This is a genomic window from Blastococcus litoris (genome assembly GCF_003075095.1).
Lineage (GTDB): Bacteria > Actinomycetota > Actinomycetes > Mycobacteriales > Geodermatophilaceae > Blastococcus_B > Blastococcus_B litoris.
This window is the reverse complement of sequence record NZ_QCZF01000004.1, coordinates 114165-127684: the sequence shown is the minus strand read 5'-3', so window position 1 is coordinate 127684 and position 13520 is coordinate 114165. Positions and strand designations below refer to the sequence as shown.

The following is a 13520-nucleotide window of genomic DNA, read 5'->3' as shown; positions in this document are numbered from 1 at the left end:
TTGTGCCCGTGCGCCGGGGAGGGGAAACGCCGCGCTCAGCTCACTTCAGCGCGCTGCCGGCCTGCCACTCCTCCCACGGGATGGTCCAGTCGTAGATGTCGGAACTCAGCGTGCCCGCGGCCGAGCCGCGGATCTCCACCACGTCGCCCGGCTGGGAGAAGTTGAAGAACCAGGCGGCGCGGTCGGTGGAGAGGTTGATGCAGCCGTGCGAGACGTTGCTGTTGCCCTGCTGGGCGACCGACCACGGGGCGGCGTGCACGAACTCGCCGTTGTTGGAGATGCGGACGGCGTACTCGACCGGGGTCCGGTAGCCGCCCGGGGCGTCCGCCGGGACGCCGTAGGTGCTCGAGTCCATGATCATGTTCCGGTTCATGTCGGTGACCACGTGGGCGCCGTTGTAGCTCGGGTTGTCCGGGCTGCCCGCGCTCATCGGCCAGCTCTGCACGAGCTGGTCGTTGTCGTAGACCTCCATGGTGTGGGTGGAGGCGTCGGCGATCGACACGTGCTTCTCGCCGATGGTGAAGGACACCGTGCGGTCCTTCTCGCCCCAGACGCCCTCGCCGAAGGCGACCCCGTACAGGTTGGCGTCGAGGCGGACCTCGGTGTGCGCCGGCCAGTACTGCGAGGGCCGGAAGTGCACCTCGGTGTCGCTGAACCAGTTCCAGACGCCGTCGGTGGCCGGGGTGCTGGTCACGACGAGGTGGCTCTCCACGGCGGCCTTGTCGACCACCGGGTCGTCGAAGTACACGCGGATCGGCATGCCGACGCCGACGGTCTGGCCGTCGAGCGGCCCGATGCCGGGCGTCGAGACGGTGGCCGGGGTGACCGTGGTGAAGGTCGACGTCGCCTTCGCCTCCTCGTCGTCCTCATTCACCGCGGTGGCCGTGAGGGTGTACTCCGTGCCGTAGGCCAGCGGCGCCTCGGGCGCCCAGACGGCGGTCTCCGCGCCGTCCTCCTGCTGCACCGCGCCGGTGACCGACGCCCCGTCGGCGTCGGTCAGGGTCACCTCGTCGAGCTCGCCCTCGGGGACCGAGATCTCCAGCGGCGTCACGGGCGAGACGTCGGCGGAGCCGTCCGCGAGCGCCAGCGACACCTCCGGCGCCGGCGCGGCGGCTGCCGACTCCTCCGACGAGCCGCGCGGGTCGTCGTCCCCACCGCTGCACCCCGCCAGGAAGATCATCGCTCCCGCGGTGATCACGGCTGCTGTCCTGCGCACCCTGCCCCGTCCTCTCCCCTGGGACCACGCACCGGTCCGGCCCGGTCCGTGCACCTTCGATCCAGTGTCCACGCCCGGGCAAACGAACCCACCGAGGCGAGCGTCACGCCGGGGCCCGCGAACCGGCCCGGTAGGCGCTGGTATCGTTCTCCCTCGTCGCCCAGCAGCCGGGGCGACACGCGCCATTAGCTCAATTGGCAGAGCAGCTGACTCTTAATCAGCGGGTTCGGGGTTCGAGTCCCTGATGGCGCACCTCCGAGAAGCGGCCCGGTCCTCCTGGACCGGGCCGCTTCGTCGTCCAGGTGCATCCGGACGTGCCGCTGCGTGCGAAGACCTGTCGTGGGTTCTGTCTCTCCTCAGCAGCACGAATGGGTCATCCGCCCGCTGATCGACGCCGGGCTGGGCCTGGACCGGATCCGGGACCTGCTGTTCCGCCTGGGTTTCGAGGCGATCGTCAGCGAGGGACGGGGCACCGCCGCGCAGGTGACGACGATCGTCAGCGAGGAGCCGCCGCACGTGCAGGCCGCCTGGCACGAGGTGATCGGCCGGATGCTCGCGATGCACCGGCAGAACGCCTGACTAGCGCTCGTCCCCCGTCCTCGGGACCAGGCGGAGGTGGGGCCGGGTGGTGATGCTCTCCCGGTCGTCGGGCACCAGCGGCAGGCCGGCGGCCCGCCGGACGCGGTTCTCCGGGACGTCCAGCGCCCGCGCCAGGAACTCTGCGAGCCCCTCGCTGATGAAGCTGGCGCCACCGCTGCGAGCCATGCGCTTGAGGGTCTCCGGCGGGATCACCCAGCGGGCCATGCGCGCGGCGTCCTCCGGCGTCCGGGCCAGCTCCCAGAGCCGGCGCCGCACCAGGTCCTGCAGGTCCTTCCTGACCATCCCCGCAGGCTAGGCCCGCCGGGCGGGAGCCGCATCCGGTCCGCGGCGCGCCGTCTCCGGCGTCCCCGTGAGCTTCCGCCAGATCCAGCTGGACGGGACCCGTGTCCCCGTCACGAGGTACTCGAGGACCCCGGGCACGAGCAGGATCGTGTCGAGCGCGCGGCGGGCGGCGGCCCAGCCCCCGAGCAGCAGCTCGTCCCCCGGTCGCAGGACGAAGTCGTCCTCCGGCGCCAGGATCACCTCCCGGTCGCGCATGACCAGGAGGACGAACGCGTGCAGCGGTTCGTCCCGGTCCTCGGGGTTGCGCAGCAGCTGGCCGAGGCGGGCGTCATCCCCGTCCAGCCACCAGCCCAGAGCCGGTGCCTCCTGAGCGGTGAGCCGGACCTTCCACAGCGCCTGGAGGTGGGTGCCGCACAGTCCCTTGAGCCGGTCGACGATGGTCGCCGCCCACTCGTCCCCCTGCGCGGGCATGTCCCGCAGGAACCGCCACAGCAGCGGCGTCGAGAGCTGCGCGTACACCTCGTGGGCGACCACCTCCGTCGGCACCAGCAGCGCGTCGACCTCCATCGCGGCGAACAGCGGTGCGCTGGCCGCGCGGTTCTGCCGGGCGGCGAGGAAGAGGGCCGGGTTGCTCCGGCGGGCCGCGGCGACCAGGGAGAGGTTCGTCGTGTCGTTGTCCGTGCCCGCCACCAGCCCGACGGCGCGATCGAGGTCGGCCTGCGCCAGCACCCATGGGTCCGAGCCGTCGCCGACGAGCAGGTCGGCGTCCTCGACGTCGGGCCTGCCCGACTCGATCACGGTCACCTCGAGGCCTTCGGCGCGCAGGTCGTTGGTCAGCTCCCGGCCCAGCCGGCCGTAGCCGCACACGATCCAGCGACCGCTGCGTGGTGGCGAGCCGCGCTCGGGCAGCGCCGCCCCCGGACCGCTCTCCAGCCAGGTGAGCAACTGGTAGGACGCCGGCGCCCGCAGTGCCAGCCGCAGGTGGTCGCCGAACCTGTCGAAGGGGTTGACCGTGGCCGGGCTCCCGAACGCCTGCATCCGCTCGGCGATCGTCCGCGACGTCACCCGGGCGATCACCGGCAGGTCGGGACGCAGCAGCGCGGCGGCCATGACGATGGCGAGGTTGGCCTCCTCGTCGTCGGTCAGGGCCACCACCGCCTCGCAGCACGCGTGGCCGAGGCCGGCGACGGCCAGGTGCCCGGGGTCGCGGGCGTCGGCGGTGAGGCCGGGGACGTCGGCGTGGTAGCTGTCCAGCTCGAGGCCGTCGATGCGCTCGTTGTCCCGGTCCAGGACGACGAAGCGCCGGCCCAGCGCGTCGAAGGAGTGGCCCAGCAGCTCGCCCGTGCGGCCGTAGCCGGCGATCAGCAGGAACGGCTCGCGCAGCCGTGCCACCTTGCGGCTGAAGTGCTGGAGGGCCAGCGCGGACCGGAAGGCGCGGTCCTGCAGCAGCGCCAGCAGCGAGCCGATGGCGTAGGCCCACCCGATCACCGTGAGGTAGATCGAGATGGTCACCCACATCCGCTGGTTGTAGGTGAACGGGTACGGGATCTCGCCGAAGCCGATCGTCGTCGCCGTGTAGCTCATGACGTAGAAGGCGTCGAAGAAGCCCATCCGCAGCGGGTCGCCGTCGGCGTCCTGGCCCGGGATCACCGTCAGGCCGAGCACGCTGACCGAGAAGATGACGATCAGCACGATCAGCGGGGCCCGCATGCGCCGCAGGATCAGGAAGATCGTCGCCGAGGCCTGAGCGGCCGAGTTGGCGGCGACCCGGAAGGTCGCCCGGCGGATGCGCCGGTCGTCCTCGTCGGTCGTGAAGATGGTCTTCCAGAACGCGAGCAGGGGGTTGCCCATGGCGGCCTCCGGTCAGCCGCGGTGGAAGGAGACCGTCTCCACGACGAGCAGGACGACGGAGACGATGTTGGCCAGCAGCGCGCCGCCCGACAGGGAGACGACGCTCGCCGTCCAGGCCTCGTTCATGCCGGCGCTGGAGATGTAGGTCGCGTAGCCGAACATCAGGGCGGCGCCGATCAGCTGGAGGTCGGCGACCAGGCTGGTGGCCAGGTGCACCGCACCGATCTGGGTGCGATCGCCGAACTTCAGCACGGTCGCGATCAGGTTGACCACGACCGCGGCGAACAGCTCGTACGGGTTGTGCAGCGTGGCGTCGGAGATGTCGCCGATGAAGAAGCCGAAGTTCAGCGTGGCGGCGAGCAGCACGAAGAAGCCGAATACCACCTTCTCCAGGTTCACGTCGCACCTCCCCTCGGACGGCCTGCCGCTGATCTTGGCCCGGCCGTCGGGGTTCCGCGCCCCGAGCCCGGTAGCGTCCCGGGCGTGCGGACGGGGACGCCTCGCCGGGACCCCGCCCGGCGGCAGCTCGACGCCCTGACGTTCGCCCTGTTCTCGGTCGCCCTCGGCACGAACGTCCCCACCCCGCTGCTGCTCGTTTACCAGGAGACGCTGGGGCTGTCCGCCTCCGACCTGACCGCCGTCTTCGGCTGCTACGCGGTCGGCCTGATCCTCGCGCTGAGCGTCTCGGGAGCGGCCTCGGACCGGTTCGGCCGCCGCGCCCTCGTCCTGCCGTTCGGCGTCGTCGCCGGCCTGGTGTCGCTGCTGTTCATCCCCGCCGCGGAGAGCCTGCCGCTGCTCTACACCGGCCGCCTGCTGCAGGGCGCGGTCTCGGGTGTGGTCTTCTCCGTCGCCAACGCGTGGCTGCAGGAGCTGGCCGGTCCCGACCGCCAGCAGGCGGCGGCGACCCGCGGAGCGGTCTCGACCTCCCTCGGGTTCGCCATCGCCCCGGCCATGAGCGGGGTGCTCGCGCAGTACGGCCCCGCGCCAACGACGCTGCCCTACCTGGTGCACGTCGGTGTCCTCGTCGCGGGCCTGGCTGCGCTCCTCGTCGTCCCGGAGACCGTGCACGAGCGCCGGCCCGCCCGGCTGATGCACCTGGGCCTGCCGGCCGACGCCCGGCGCCCGTTCCGGGCCCTGCTCGCCCCGACGGCACTCGGGGTCTTCGCCTTCCCCTCGGTGGCGGCCACGCTGCTGCCGCTGCTCGTCGTCCCCGACGGCGTCGGCGTCGCCTACGCCGGCCTGCTGGGTGGTCTCGCCCTGGGTGCCAGCGCGGTCGCGGCCCGGCTGGGGCGCAGCGTGCGGAGCGGGGCACCGCTGGGCATGGCGCTGGGGGCGGCCGGCTACGGCCTCGGCGTGGTCGCCGTCGTCCTGGAGTCGCAGGCGCTGCTCCTGCCGGCGGCGGCCCTGCTCGGCGCCGGTGGCGGGTTCTGCCTCACCGCCGGGCTCACGCTCACCGCACGGCTGGCCCCACCGGCCACCCGCGGCGCCATGAACAGCGCCTTCTACGCCTTCGCCTACATCGGTTTCGGCACCCCGCTCCTGCTCGCCTGGCTCGGGGAGAGGTTCGGCGCGGTGCCCGCGCTCACCGGCTTCCTCGTCGTCCCCGTGGGCCTGGCCGGGTGGCTGTGGTCCGAGCTGCGCCGCCGGCCGGCCGGCTGACCGGGAAGCCGGCGGCACGGGCCGGCGTTCTTCCACCCGTGGACCTGGCCCGGGACGTCGACGTCGTCGTGATCGGCGCCGGGCAGGCGGGGCTCTCGACGGCCTGGGCGCTGGCGCGGCAGGGCTTCGAGCCGGGTTCCGGCTTCGTCGTCCTCGACGCCGACGAGGCCCCCGGTGGCGCGTGGCAGCACCGCTGGCCGTCACTGACGCTGGCGACCACGCACCGCGTGCACGACCTGCCCGGGATGCGGTTCGAGCCGGCCGCCGACGACACCCCGGCGGTCGACTCGGTCCCCGCCTACTTCGCGGAGTACGAGCGACGGTTCGGCCTGCCGGTGCACCGGCCGGTCCGCGTCCGCGCCGTCCGCCGCACGGACGACGACCGGTTCCGCGTGGAGACCGACGCCGGCGACTGGACGGCGCGGGCGATCGTCAACGCGACCGGCACCTGGACCCGCCCGTTCGTGCCGCGCTACCCCGGCCAGGAGCTGTTCCGCGGCCGCCAGCTGCACACCGTCGACTACCGCGACGCCGCCGAGTTCGCCGGGCAGCACGTCGTCGTGGTCGGCGGCGGCGCCTCGGCCACCCAGCTGCTCGGCGAGATCTCCCGGGTCGCGACGACGACCTGGGTGACCCGCCGGCCGCCGGTCTGGCGCGAAGGTCCGTTCAGCGAGGACGTCGGCCGCGAGGTCGTGGCCAAGGTCGAGGAGGCGGTGCGCGAGGGCCGCCGTCCCGGCAGCGTCGTCGGCTTGACCGGGCTGCTGGTCTCCACGCCCTACATCGCCGACGGGCTCGAGCGCGGCGTGTTCGAGCGGCTGCCGGTGTTCGACCGCATCACCGAGGAGGGGGTGGCGTGGGCGGACGGCCGGTCCGTGCGGGCCGACGCGATCCTCTGGGCCACCGGTTTCCGGGCGGCGGTCTCGCACCTGGCGCCCCTGCACCTGCGGGCACCCGGCGGTGGCATCCGGATGGACGGCACGCACGTCGCCGGCGAGCCCCGCATCCACCTCGTCGGCTACGGCCCCTCCGCGAGCACCATCGGCGCCAACCGGGCCGGTCAGGCCGCCGCGCGCCGGCTGCGCCGCCTGCTGCGCGACCCGGGGGAACTCCCCCGCACGGCCTGAGTTCCCGGTTCAGGGAGCGTTCAGGGTCTGTTCAGGGCTTCCCCCGATGTATTCGGGGGCCCTCGGACGACATCGTTCTGGCATGACTCCTTCCCTGCCCCGCAGCGGGTCGATCGCATGATCGCCGCCCACGGACTCACCAAGATCTACGGCGACAAGCCCGCCGTCGACGGGATCACGTTCACCGTCGAGCCCGGCCGGGTCACCGGCTTCCTGGGCCCGAACGGGGCCGGCAAGTCGACGACGATGCGGATGATCCTGGGCCTCGACCGGCCCACCGCGGGCAGCGTCACCGTCAACGGCCGCCGCTACGCCGACTACCCCGCGCCGCTGCGCGAGGTCGGCGCCCTGCTCGAGGCCCGCGCCCTGCACCCGGGCCGCTCGGCCCGCGACCACCTCCGCTGGATGGCCGCCAGCAACGGCATCCCCCGGGCCCGCGTCGACGAGGTGCTCGGCCTCGTCGGCCTCGAGGCGGTGGCGGACAAGCGGGTGGGCAAGTTCTCGCTCGGCATGGGCCAGCGGCTCGGCATCGCCGTGGCGCTGCTCGGCGACCCGCCGGTCGTCGTCCTCGACGAGCCGGTCAACGGTCTGGACCCGGAGGGCATCCGCTGGGTCCGGAATCTCGCCCGCGAGCTGGCGGGCCAGGGCCGGACCGTGTTCGTGTCCAGCCACCTGATGTCGGAGATGGCGCTGACCGCCGAGCACCTGGTGGTCGTCGGCCGGGGCCGGATCCTGGCCGACAGCTCCATGTCGGACTTCATCGCCGACCACGCGGCGTCCTACGTGCGGGTCGCCAGCCCGCAGCGCGGGGAGGTCGCCGACCTGCTCCGCCGCGAGGGCCTCGACGTGGCCGTCCACGACCAGGAGCTGCGCGTCCAGGGCCTCGACGCCGCCGCCGTCGGCGAGCTCGTCGGCCGCTCCGGCCTGCTCCTCCACGAGCTCACGCTCGTCCGCTCGTCGCTGGAGGACGCGTTCATGACCCTGACCGCCGACAGCGTCGAGTACCACGCCACCACGACCGCCGGGATCCCCGCATGACCACCACCGAGTTCTCCCGCACCGTCGACCTCGACCCGAACCGCGGCGTGCCCGGCGCGCCCCGTCCCGGCTTCGGCGCCACCCTCCGGTCCGAGTGGATCAAGTTCTGGACGGTCCGTTCGACCTTCTGGTCCACGGCCTCGCTCGTCGTCCTCGGCGCCGGCCTCACGACGTTGGTGTGCGCCCTCGCGGCGGAGGACATCGCCAGCGGCGCAGCCGGTGAGTCCCCGGGCTCCTTCGTGACCTGGGGGATGATGATCGCCCAGATCACCGCTGTGGTCCTGGGCGCGATGATCGTGACCTCCGAGTACGGCACCGGCATGATCCGCGCGACCCTGGCTGCGACACCCCGCCGCGGTGCGGTGCTCGCGGCGAAGGCCCTCGTGCTGACCGCGACGCTGTTCGTCGTCGGCACGGCCACCGCGTTCCTCGGCTACGTCGCCGGCAACTGGTTCCTCGACCGCGAGGGGGTCGGGCTGGCGCTGACCGACGAGGGCGTCCTGCGCTCGCTGTTCGGCAGCGGGCTCTACCTGGCCGGACTCGGGCTGTTCGCGGCGGCCGTCGGGCTCCTGGTCCGGCACACCGCCGCCGTGCTCTCGACGGTGCTCGGGCTGGTGTTCGTCGTCGGCCAGATGGCCTGGCTGCTGCCCGGCACCTGGGGCGAGTGGGTGGCGAAGGCGATGCCGGGCAACGCCGGGTCGGCGGTCACGACGCCGGTCTCGTTCAACCCCGAGCTGCTCGCGCCGTGGACCGGGTTCGCGGTGTTCGCCGGCGAGGTCGCCCTGCTGACCCTGATCGGCTACGCGCAGTTCCGCCGTCGCGACGCCTGACCCGCCCTGCTGTGCCCCGGTCCGGGCGGCCGGGGCACAGTGGTGGGGTGACCTCCCCCGATCCGATGGCCGAGGGCGCACGCCGCGCCGACGAGTTCCTCTCGCTGCTGGGCACCGACGAGCCCGCCGCGCTCGCTCTGCTCGACGGCGTCGCCGAGGTCCGCGAGCTGGTGTTCCTGGGCGCCGGGCTCACCGCGGTAGCCCGAGCCGAGGCCCGCTCCCTGCCGCCGGCGCAGCGCGCGCAGGCCAACACCCGGCAGCTGCGGCTCGGCCAGCTGCGGGACGCCCACCGCAGCGACCCCGAGGGCCTGCGCAGCTGGCTGCGGCAGGCGGGCGAGGAGATCGTGCTGCTCCGCTCCCTGCGGGAGATCGCCGACCGGGTGGTCGCCGCCGATCAGGCGTGGGCCGGGGCCCGCGCGGCCGCCGAGGCCAACGGCACCGCCGCCGCCAGCGACGCGGCGACCACCGCGTAGGTCCAGTCCAGCCCGATCCCCGCGGCCAGGAAGCCCAGCGCCAGCGCCCCGGCCGCCGTCCCGGCGTCGAACGAGGCGTTCCACATCGCGCTGGCGGTGGTCGTCCCGGCGTTCCCCGCCCGGGCGAAGGCGGCGACCAGGGTCAGGTTCTGCGTGGCTCCGTAGCCGGCGCCGAACACCGCGGCCCCCGCCAGCACCCACCCGGCGCCCGCCGACAGCCCGACCGCCGTCAGCACCAGCCCGGCGGCAGCCACGACCAGCGCCGTGGGCAGCAGCCGGCCGGTGCCCAGCCGGTCGGCCAGCGTCCCCGAGCGCCAGCGGGTGATCGCGCCGGTGACCCCGAAGACGAGCAGGGCCACGGTCGCCAGGACGCCGTCCGGGCGCTCGATCGGGAGGAAGGTGACCAGCCCGCCGCCGGCCATCGTGACGAAGAACAGCACCGCGGACGGCGTCAGCGCGGCGAGCACGGCGGCGCGGCGGGCGCCGGCCGCCGCAGGCCCCGGCTCGGGCGCCACGGACCGGACGAGGAGCGGCACCAGAACCGCGCCCAGCACCGGCGACGCCGCCAGCCAGGACAGCCACCCGACGTGGCCGTCGAGGACGAGGGCGACACCGGCCGGCACGGCGACGAGGTTCGGGATGGCGATGGCCAGGCCGTAGAGCCCGACCGACTCGCCCCGGCGCTCCGGCGGCGCGACGCGGGCGGCCAGGGTGGCGCCGAGCACGGTGAGGACGGCGAAGCCGGCGCCCCGCACCGCTGACAGCGCGCAGATCCACGCCAGCGAGTCGTCGAGCGCGTAGAACGGCGAGGGCAGGCCCATGGCCACCAGCCCGGTGACCAGCACCGGCCCGACACCGAAGCGCGCGGTCAGCGTCGGGATCGTCGCCTGGCACGCGACGGTGACGACGAGGAAGACAGCGGTGACCAGTCCGGCGGTGCTGGCCGAGGCGCCCCCGGTCACCGCGTAGACGGGGAGCGAGGCCAGGGTCAGGCAGAAGCTGGCGAACCCGAGCACCGTCACGCCGACCAGCGCCTGCATGCCGCGGACGCGCCAGAGCGCCGTCCGGACCTCGGTCCTCCCCCCACCCACCCCCCGAGCATGCCAAAGGGCCGCGGCCGGGTAGGCAGTGACGATGCCGTTGCTCACCGTCGGTCACGGACCGCAGGACCGGGCGGAGCTCGGGGCGCTGCTGACCGGTGCCGGGGTCCAGGGGCTGGTCGACGTGCGCCGCTTCCCGGGCAGCCGCAACAACCCGGACGTCTCGCGGGACGCCCTGGAGGACTGGCTCCCGGCGCTCGGCGTCGGCTACCGGTGGGAGGAGCGGCTCGGCGGCCGGCGCCGCCTCGAGCCCGGCCGGCCGGTGGAGGACGGCTGGTGGACCGTCGCCCAGTTCGCCGCCTACGCCGCGCACACCCGGACGCCGGAGTTCAGCGCGGCCCTCGACGCGGTGCTCGCGGAGGCGGACGGGCGCACCGTCGCGGTGATGTGCAGCGAGACGGTCTGGTGGCGCTGCCACCGCCGGCTGATCGCCGACGTCACCGTCCTGGCCCGCGGCGAGCCGGTGCAGCACCTCATGCCCGGCGGCCGGCTCTCGCCGCACCGCCCGTCCGAGGGCGCGGAGCTCGGGGGCGACGGCCTCCTCCGCTGGCCGGCCCGTGATGATCAGGAGACCTGATCATTCTGGGTCCTGGCTCACCATCGACCGTGAGCCAGGACCCCTGATGATCAGGAGACCTGATCACGACGGGCCTCAGGTCATGTGCGGGTAGGTGTGGTCGGTCGCCGGCACGAACGTCTCCTTGATCGACCGGGTGCTCGTCCAGCGCTGCAGGTTCTGCGGGGCCCCGGCCTTGTCATTCGTCCCGGACGCCCGCCCGCCGCCGAAGGGCTGCTGGCCGACGACGGCACCGGTCGGCTTGTCGTTGACGTAGAAGTTGCCGGCCGCGTTGCGCAGGAACTGCTGCGCGTGGGCGATGGCGGCCCGGTCCTGCGCGATGATCGAGCCGGTCAGCGCGTACGGCGCCACCGACTCCATCTGCGCGAGCACCGCGTCGTAGTCGGCGTCGTCGTACACGTGCACCGCGAGCACCGGGCCGAAGTACTCGGTCGTGAAGACGTCGTGGCCGGGGTCGGTGCCCGTGATGATCGTGGGCCGCACGAAGAAGCCCTCGCTGTCGTCGGCCGTGCCCCCGGCGATCACCGTCAGCGCGTCGTCGTCCTTCGCGCGGTCCAGGACGCCGGACAGCTTCGAGAACGACTTCCGGTCGATCACCGCGCCCATGAAGTTCGAGAAGTCGGTGACGTCGCCCATCGACAGGGACTCCGTCGTCGAGACCAGGTCGTCCTCCAGGCGGGCCCACACGCTGCGCGGCACGTAGGCGCGCGAGGCAGCCGAGCACTTCTGGCCCTGGAACTCGAACGCACCCCGCACCAGCGCGGTGCGCAGGACGTCCACGTCGGCCGAGGAGTGGGCCACGACGAAGTCCTTGCCGCCGGTCTCCCCGACGATCCGCGGGTAACCGCGGTAGCCCGCGATGTTCTCGCCCACGGTGCGCCAGAGGTGCTGGAAGACCGGCGTCGACCCGGTGAAGTGGATGCCGGCCAGGTCGCGGTCGGCCAGCGCGACCTCCGACACCGGGATCCCGTCGCCGGTGACCAGGTTGATGACGCCGTCCGGGAGACCCGCGGCCTCGAGCAGCCGCATCGTCAGGTGCGCGGCGAACTGCTGGGTGGGCGAGGGCTTCCAGACGACGGTGTTGCCCATGAGCGCCGGCGCGGTCGGCAGGTTGCCGGCGATCGCCGTGAAGTTGAACGGCGTGATCGCGTAGACGAAGCCCTCGAGCGGGCGGTGGTCGACCCGGTTCCAGACACCGGGCGAGGACTCCGGCTGCTCGGCCATGATCTGCCGCGCGAAGTGGACGTTGAAGCGCCAGAAGTCGATCAGCTCGCAGGCGGCGTCGATCTCGGCCTGGTAGGCGGTCTTGCTCTGCCCGAGCATCGTCGCGGCGTTGAGCGTCTGCCGCCACGGCCCGGCCAGCAGGTCGGCGGCCTTGAGGAACACCGCGGCGCGGTCGTCGAACGACAGCGCCTGCCAGGCCGGCGCGGCCTCCTTCGCGGCGCGGACGGCGTCCTGAGCGTCGCCGTGGGTGGCGTGCGCCGAGGTACCGAGGACGGCGGCGTGCCGGTGCGGCTGGACGACCTCGAAGGCCGCCCCGGAGGCCATCCGCTGCCTTCCGCCGATCGTGCTGGTCAGCTCGAGGGGCTCGGCGGCCAGCGCCTTGAGGCGGGACTCGAGCTCGGCGCGCTCGGCCGAGCCGGGTGCGTAGGTGAGGACCGGCTCGTTGCGCGGGGCCGGGACTCGGGTGACGGCATCCATCGGAGACCTCTCAGGACTTCGTGATCAGGGAGCGGAGGAAGAAGCCGACGTTGGCCGGGCGCTCGGCGAGCCGGCGCATGAAGTACGCGTACCAGTCGACGCCGTACGGCACGTAGGCCCGGACCCGGGTGCCCGCGGCGGCCAGCCGGCGCTGCTCGTCGGGGCGGATGCCGTAGAGCATCTGCACCTCCCACGAGTCGGGAGCCCGCCCGTGCTGGGCGGCCAGCTCGTGGGCCCGCGCGATCATGGCCGGGTCGTGCGAGCCGACCATCGGGTAGCCGGGGCCGGCCATGAGGATCTCCAGGCACCGGGCGTAGGCGGCGTCGACGTCCCTCTTCTTCTGGTGCGCGACCGTCGGCGGCTCGTTGTAGGCGCCCTTCACCAGCCGTACGCGCGACCCGGTGACGGCGAGGGCCTTGGCGTCGTCCTCGCTCCGGAAGAGCATCGCCTGCAGGACGGCGCCGGTACCCGGGTGCTCCTTGCGCAGCTCGGCGAGGGCAGCCAGCGTCGAGTCGACGGTGCGGTGGTCCTCCATGTCGAGGGTCACGGTCGTGCCGATCGCGGTGGCGGCCTCCACCACGGGCCGCACGAGCTCGAGCGCCGTCTCGTGCCCGTCGGGCAGCGCCTGCCCGAAGGCCGACAGCTTCACCGACACCTCTGCGCCCGCGCCCAGCTCCAGGGCGGCCAGTCCGTCGAGCAGCGCCAGGTAGGCGTCCTGGGAGTGCTCGGCCTCGGCGCGGGTGGTGATGTCCTCGCCCAGGTGGTCGAGGGTGACGGCGATGCCGTCGCCGTCCAGGGTCCGGACGACGGCGAGCGCCTCGTCGAGCGTCTCCCCGGCGACGAACCGCTCGACGACCCGCCGGGTCGCGGGGTTGCCGGTCACCGCCCGCCGGAGACCGGGTCGGCGGGACGCGGCGAGCAAGGCCTTCTGCAGGACCACGGGGCCTCCAGCTCCAGGGACTCGAACACCGCCGACGGTAGGCACCGCCACCCCTTCGAGCCAGGGACAAGTGTCCAGAACCCGCGCCCGTGCTCTCATACAGATGTACAGGATCCTGAGTGGGCACGA

Annotated in this window: 14 protein-coding genes and 1 tRNA gene; 8 read left to right on the top strand and 7 right to left on the bottom strand. The window is 73.5% G+C overall.

From position 1 onward, the window contains the following. Positions 1 to 40: 40 nt before the first annotated feature. The gene (locus tag DCS98_RS10270) at positions 41 to 1198 is read right to left on the bottom strand and encodes a L,D-transpeptidase (RefSeq protein WP_241037541.1); all 1158 of its coding nucleotides are present in this window, start codon (positions 1196 to 1198) and stop codon (positions 41 to 43) included. A 197-nt stretch (positions 1199 to 1395) separates the two neighbouring features. Here DCS98_RS10270 and DCS98_RS10265 point away from each other — a divergent pair. Further along, positions 1396 to 1468: transfer RNA gene (locus tag DCS98_RS10265), tRNA-Lys, on the top strand. Positions 1469 to 1555: 87 nt separating this feature from the next. After that, positions 1556 to 1795 (top strand): hypothetical protein, encoded by a 240-nt coding sequence (locus DCS98_RS10260; protein WP_116451270.1) that lies wholly within the window; start codon positions 1556 to 1558, stop codon positions 1793 to 1795. Here the strand turns inward: DCS98_RS10260 and DCS98_RS10255 are convergent, their stop codons facing one another. Genes DCS98_RS10255 through DCS98_RS10245 form a run of 3 tightly spaced genes read right to left on the bottom strand, consistent with a single transcriptional unit; the run spans position 1796 to position 4348 of the window. Next, entirely contained in the window at positions 1796 to 2098 is a 303-nt protein-coding gene (locus DCS98_RS10255) for a hypothetical protein (RefSeq protein ID WP_116451269.1), read from the bottom strand. It abuts the gene before it with no gap. A gap of 9 nt (positions 2099 to 2107) precedes the next feature. Continuing rightward, positions 2108 to 3949 carry a potassium channel family protein gene (locus tag DCS98_RS10250; protein ID WP_116451268.1) on the bottom strand — a complete coding sequence of 614 codons (1842 nt, stop codon included), beginning with the start codon at positions 3947 to 3949 and terminating at the stop codon, positions 2108 to 2110. Between the two features lie 12 nt (positions 3950 to 3961). Then, positions 3962 to 4348: a DUF6394 family protein gene (locus DCS98_RS10245; protein ID WP_116451531.1), complete on the bottom strand. Its 387-nt coding sequence runs from the start codon at positions 4346 to 4348 to the stop codon at positions 3962 to 3964. Positions 4349 to 4432: 84 nt separating this feature from the next. Here DCS98_RS10245 and DCS98_RS10240 point away from each other — a divergent pair, with 84 nt between their 5' ends. From DCS98_RS10240 to DCS98_RS10220, 5 genes are all read left to right on the top strand, one after another. Next, the gene (locus DCS98_RS10240; RefSeq protein ID WP_164704495.1) at positions 4433 to 5608 is read left to right on the top strand and encodes an MFS transporter; all 1176 of its coding nucleotides are present in this window, start codon (positions 4433 to 4435) and stop codon (positions 5606 to 5608) included. Then, the gene (locus DCS98_RS10235) at positions 5569 to 6732 is read left to right on the top strand and encodes an FAD-dependent oxidoreductase (RefSeq protein ID WP_241037537.1); all 1164 of its coding nucleotides are present in this window, start codon (positions 5569 to 5571) and stop codon (positions 6730 to 6732) included. Before DCS98_RS10240 ends, DCS98_RS10235 begins: the two co-directional genes overlap by 40 nt. Before the next feature lie 117 nt (positions 6733 to 6849). Beyond that, complete coding sequence (locus DCS98_RS10230) at positions 6850 to 7770, top strand: ABC transporter ATP-binding protein (RefSeq protein ID WP_116451266.1); 921 nt, start codon at positions 6850 to 6852, stop codon at positions 7768 to 7770. Next, positions 7767 to 8600 (top strand): ABC-2 transporter permease, encoded by an 834-nt coding sequence (locus DCS98_RS10225; RefSeq protein ID WP_116451265.1) that lies wholly within the window; start codon positions 7767 to 7769, stop codon positions 8598 to 8600. Before DCS98_RS10230 ends, DCS98_RS10225 begins: the two co-directional genes overlap by 4 nt. A gap of 47 nt (positions 8601 to 8647) precedes the next feature. Next, complete coding sequence (locus DCS98_RS10220) at positions 8648 to 9073, top strand: hypothetical protein (protein ID WP_206340183.1); 426 nt, start codon at positions 8648 to 8650, stop codon at positions 9071 to 9073. Here the strand turns inward: DCS98_RS10220 and DCS98_RS10215 are convergent. After that, complete coding sequence (locus DCS98_RS10215) at positions 8995 to 10164, bottom strand: MFS transporter (protein ID WP_116451264.1); 1170 nt, start codon at positions 10162 to 10164, stop codon at positions 8995 to 8997. The genes DCS98_RS10220 and DCS98_RS10215 overlap by 79 nt on opposite strands. A gap of 43 nt (positions 10165 to 10207) precedes the next feature. Here DCS98_RS10215 and DCS98_RS10210 point away from each other — a divergent pair, with 43 nt between their 5' ends. After that, a complete protein-coding gene (locus DCS98_RS10210; RefSeq protein ID WP_116451529.1) occupies positions 10208 to 10750 on the top strand; it encodes a DUF488 domain-containing protein in 543 nt (180 codons plus the stop codon). Between the two features lie 75 nt (positions 10751 to 10825). On the opposite strand, the gene pruA is transcribed toward DCS98_RS10210, so the two are convergent. Together pruA and DCS98_RS10200 are read right to left on the bottom strand one after the other, a co-directional pair. Next, positions 10826 to 12451 carry an L-glutamate gamma-semialdehyde dehydrogenase gene (gene pruA / locus DCS98_RS10205; protein WP_116451263.1) on the bottom strand — a complete coding sequence of 542 codons (1626 nt, stop codon included), beginning with the start codon at positions 12449 to 12451 and terminating at the stop codon, positions 10826 to 10828. Between the two features lie 10 nt (positions 12452 to 12461). After that, positions 12462 to 13391: a proline dehydrogenase family protein gene (locus tag DCS98_RS10200; protein ID WP_206340182.1), complete on the bottom strand. Its 930-nt coding sequence runs from the start codon at positions 13389 to 13391 to the stop codon at positions 12462 to 12464. Positions 13392 to 13520 lie beyond the last annotated feature (129 nt).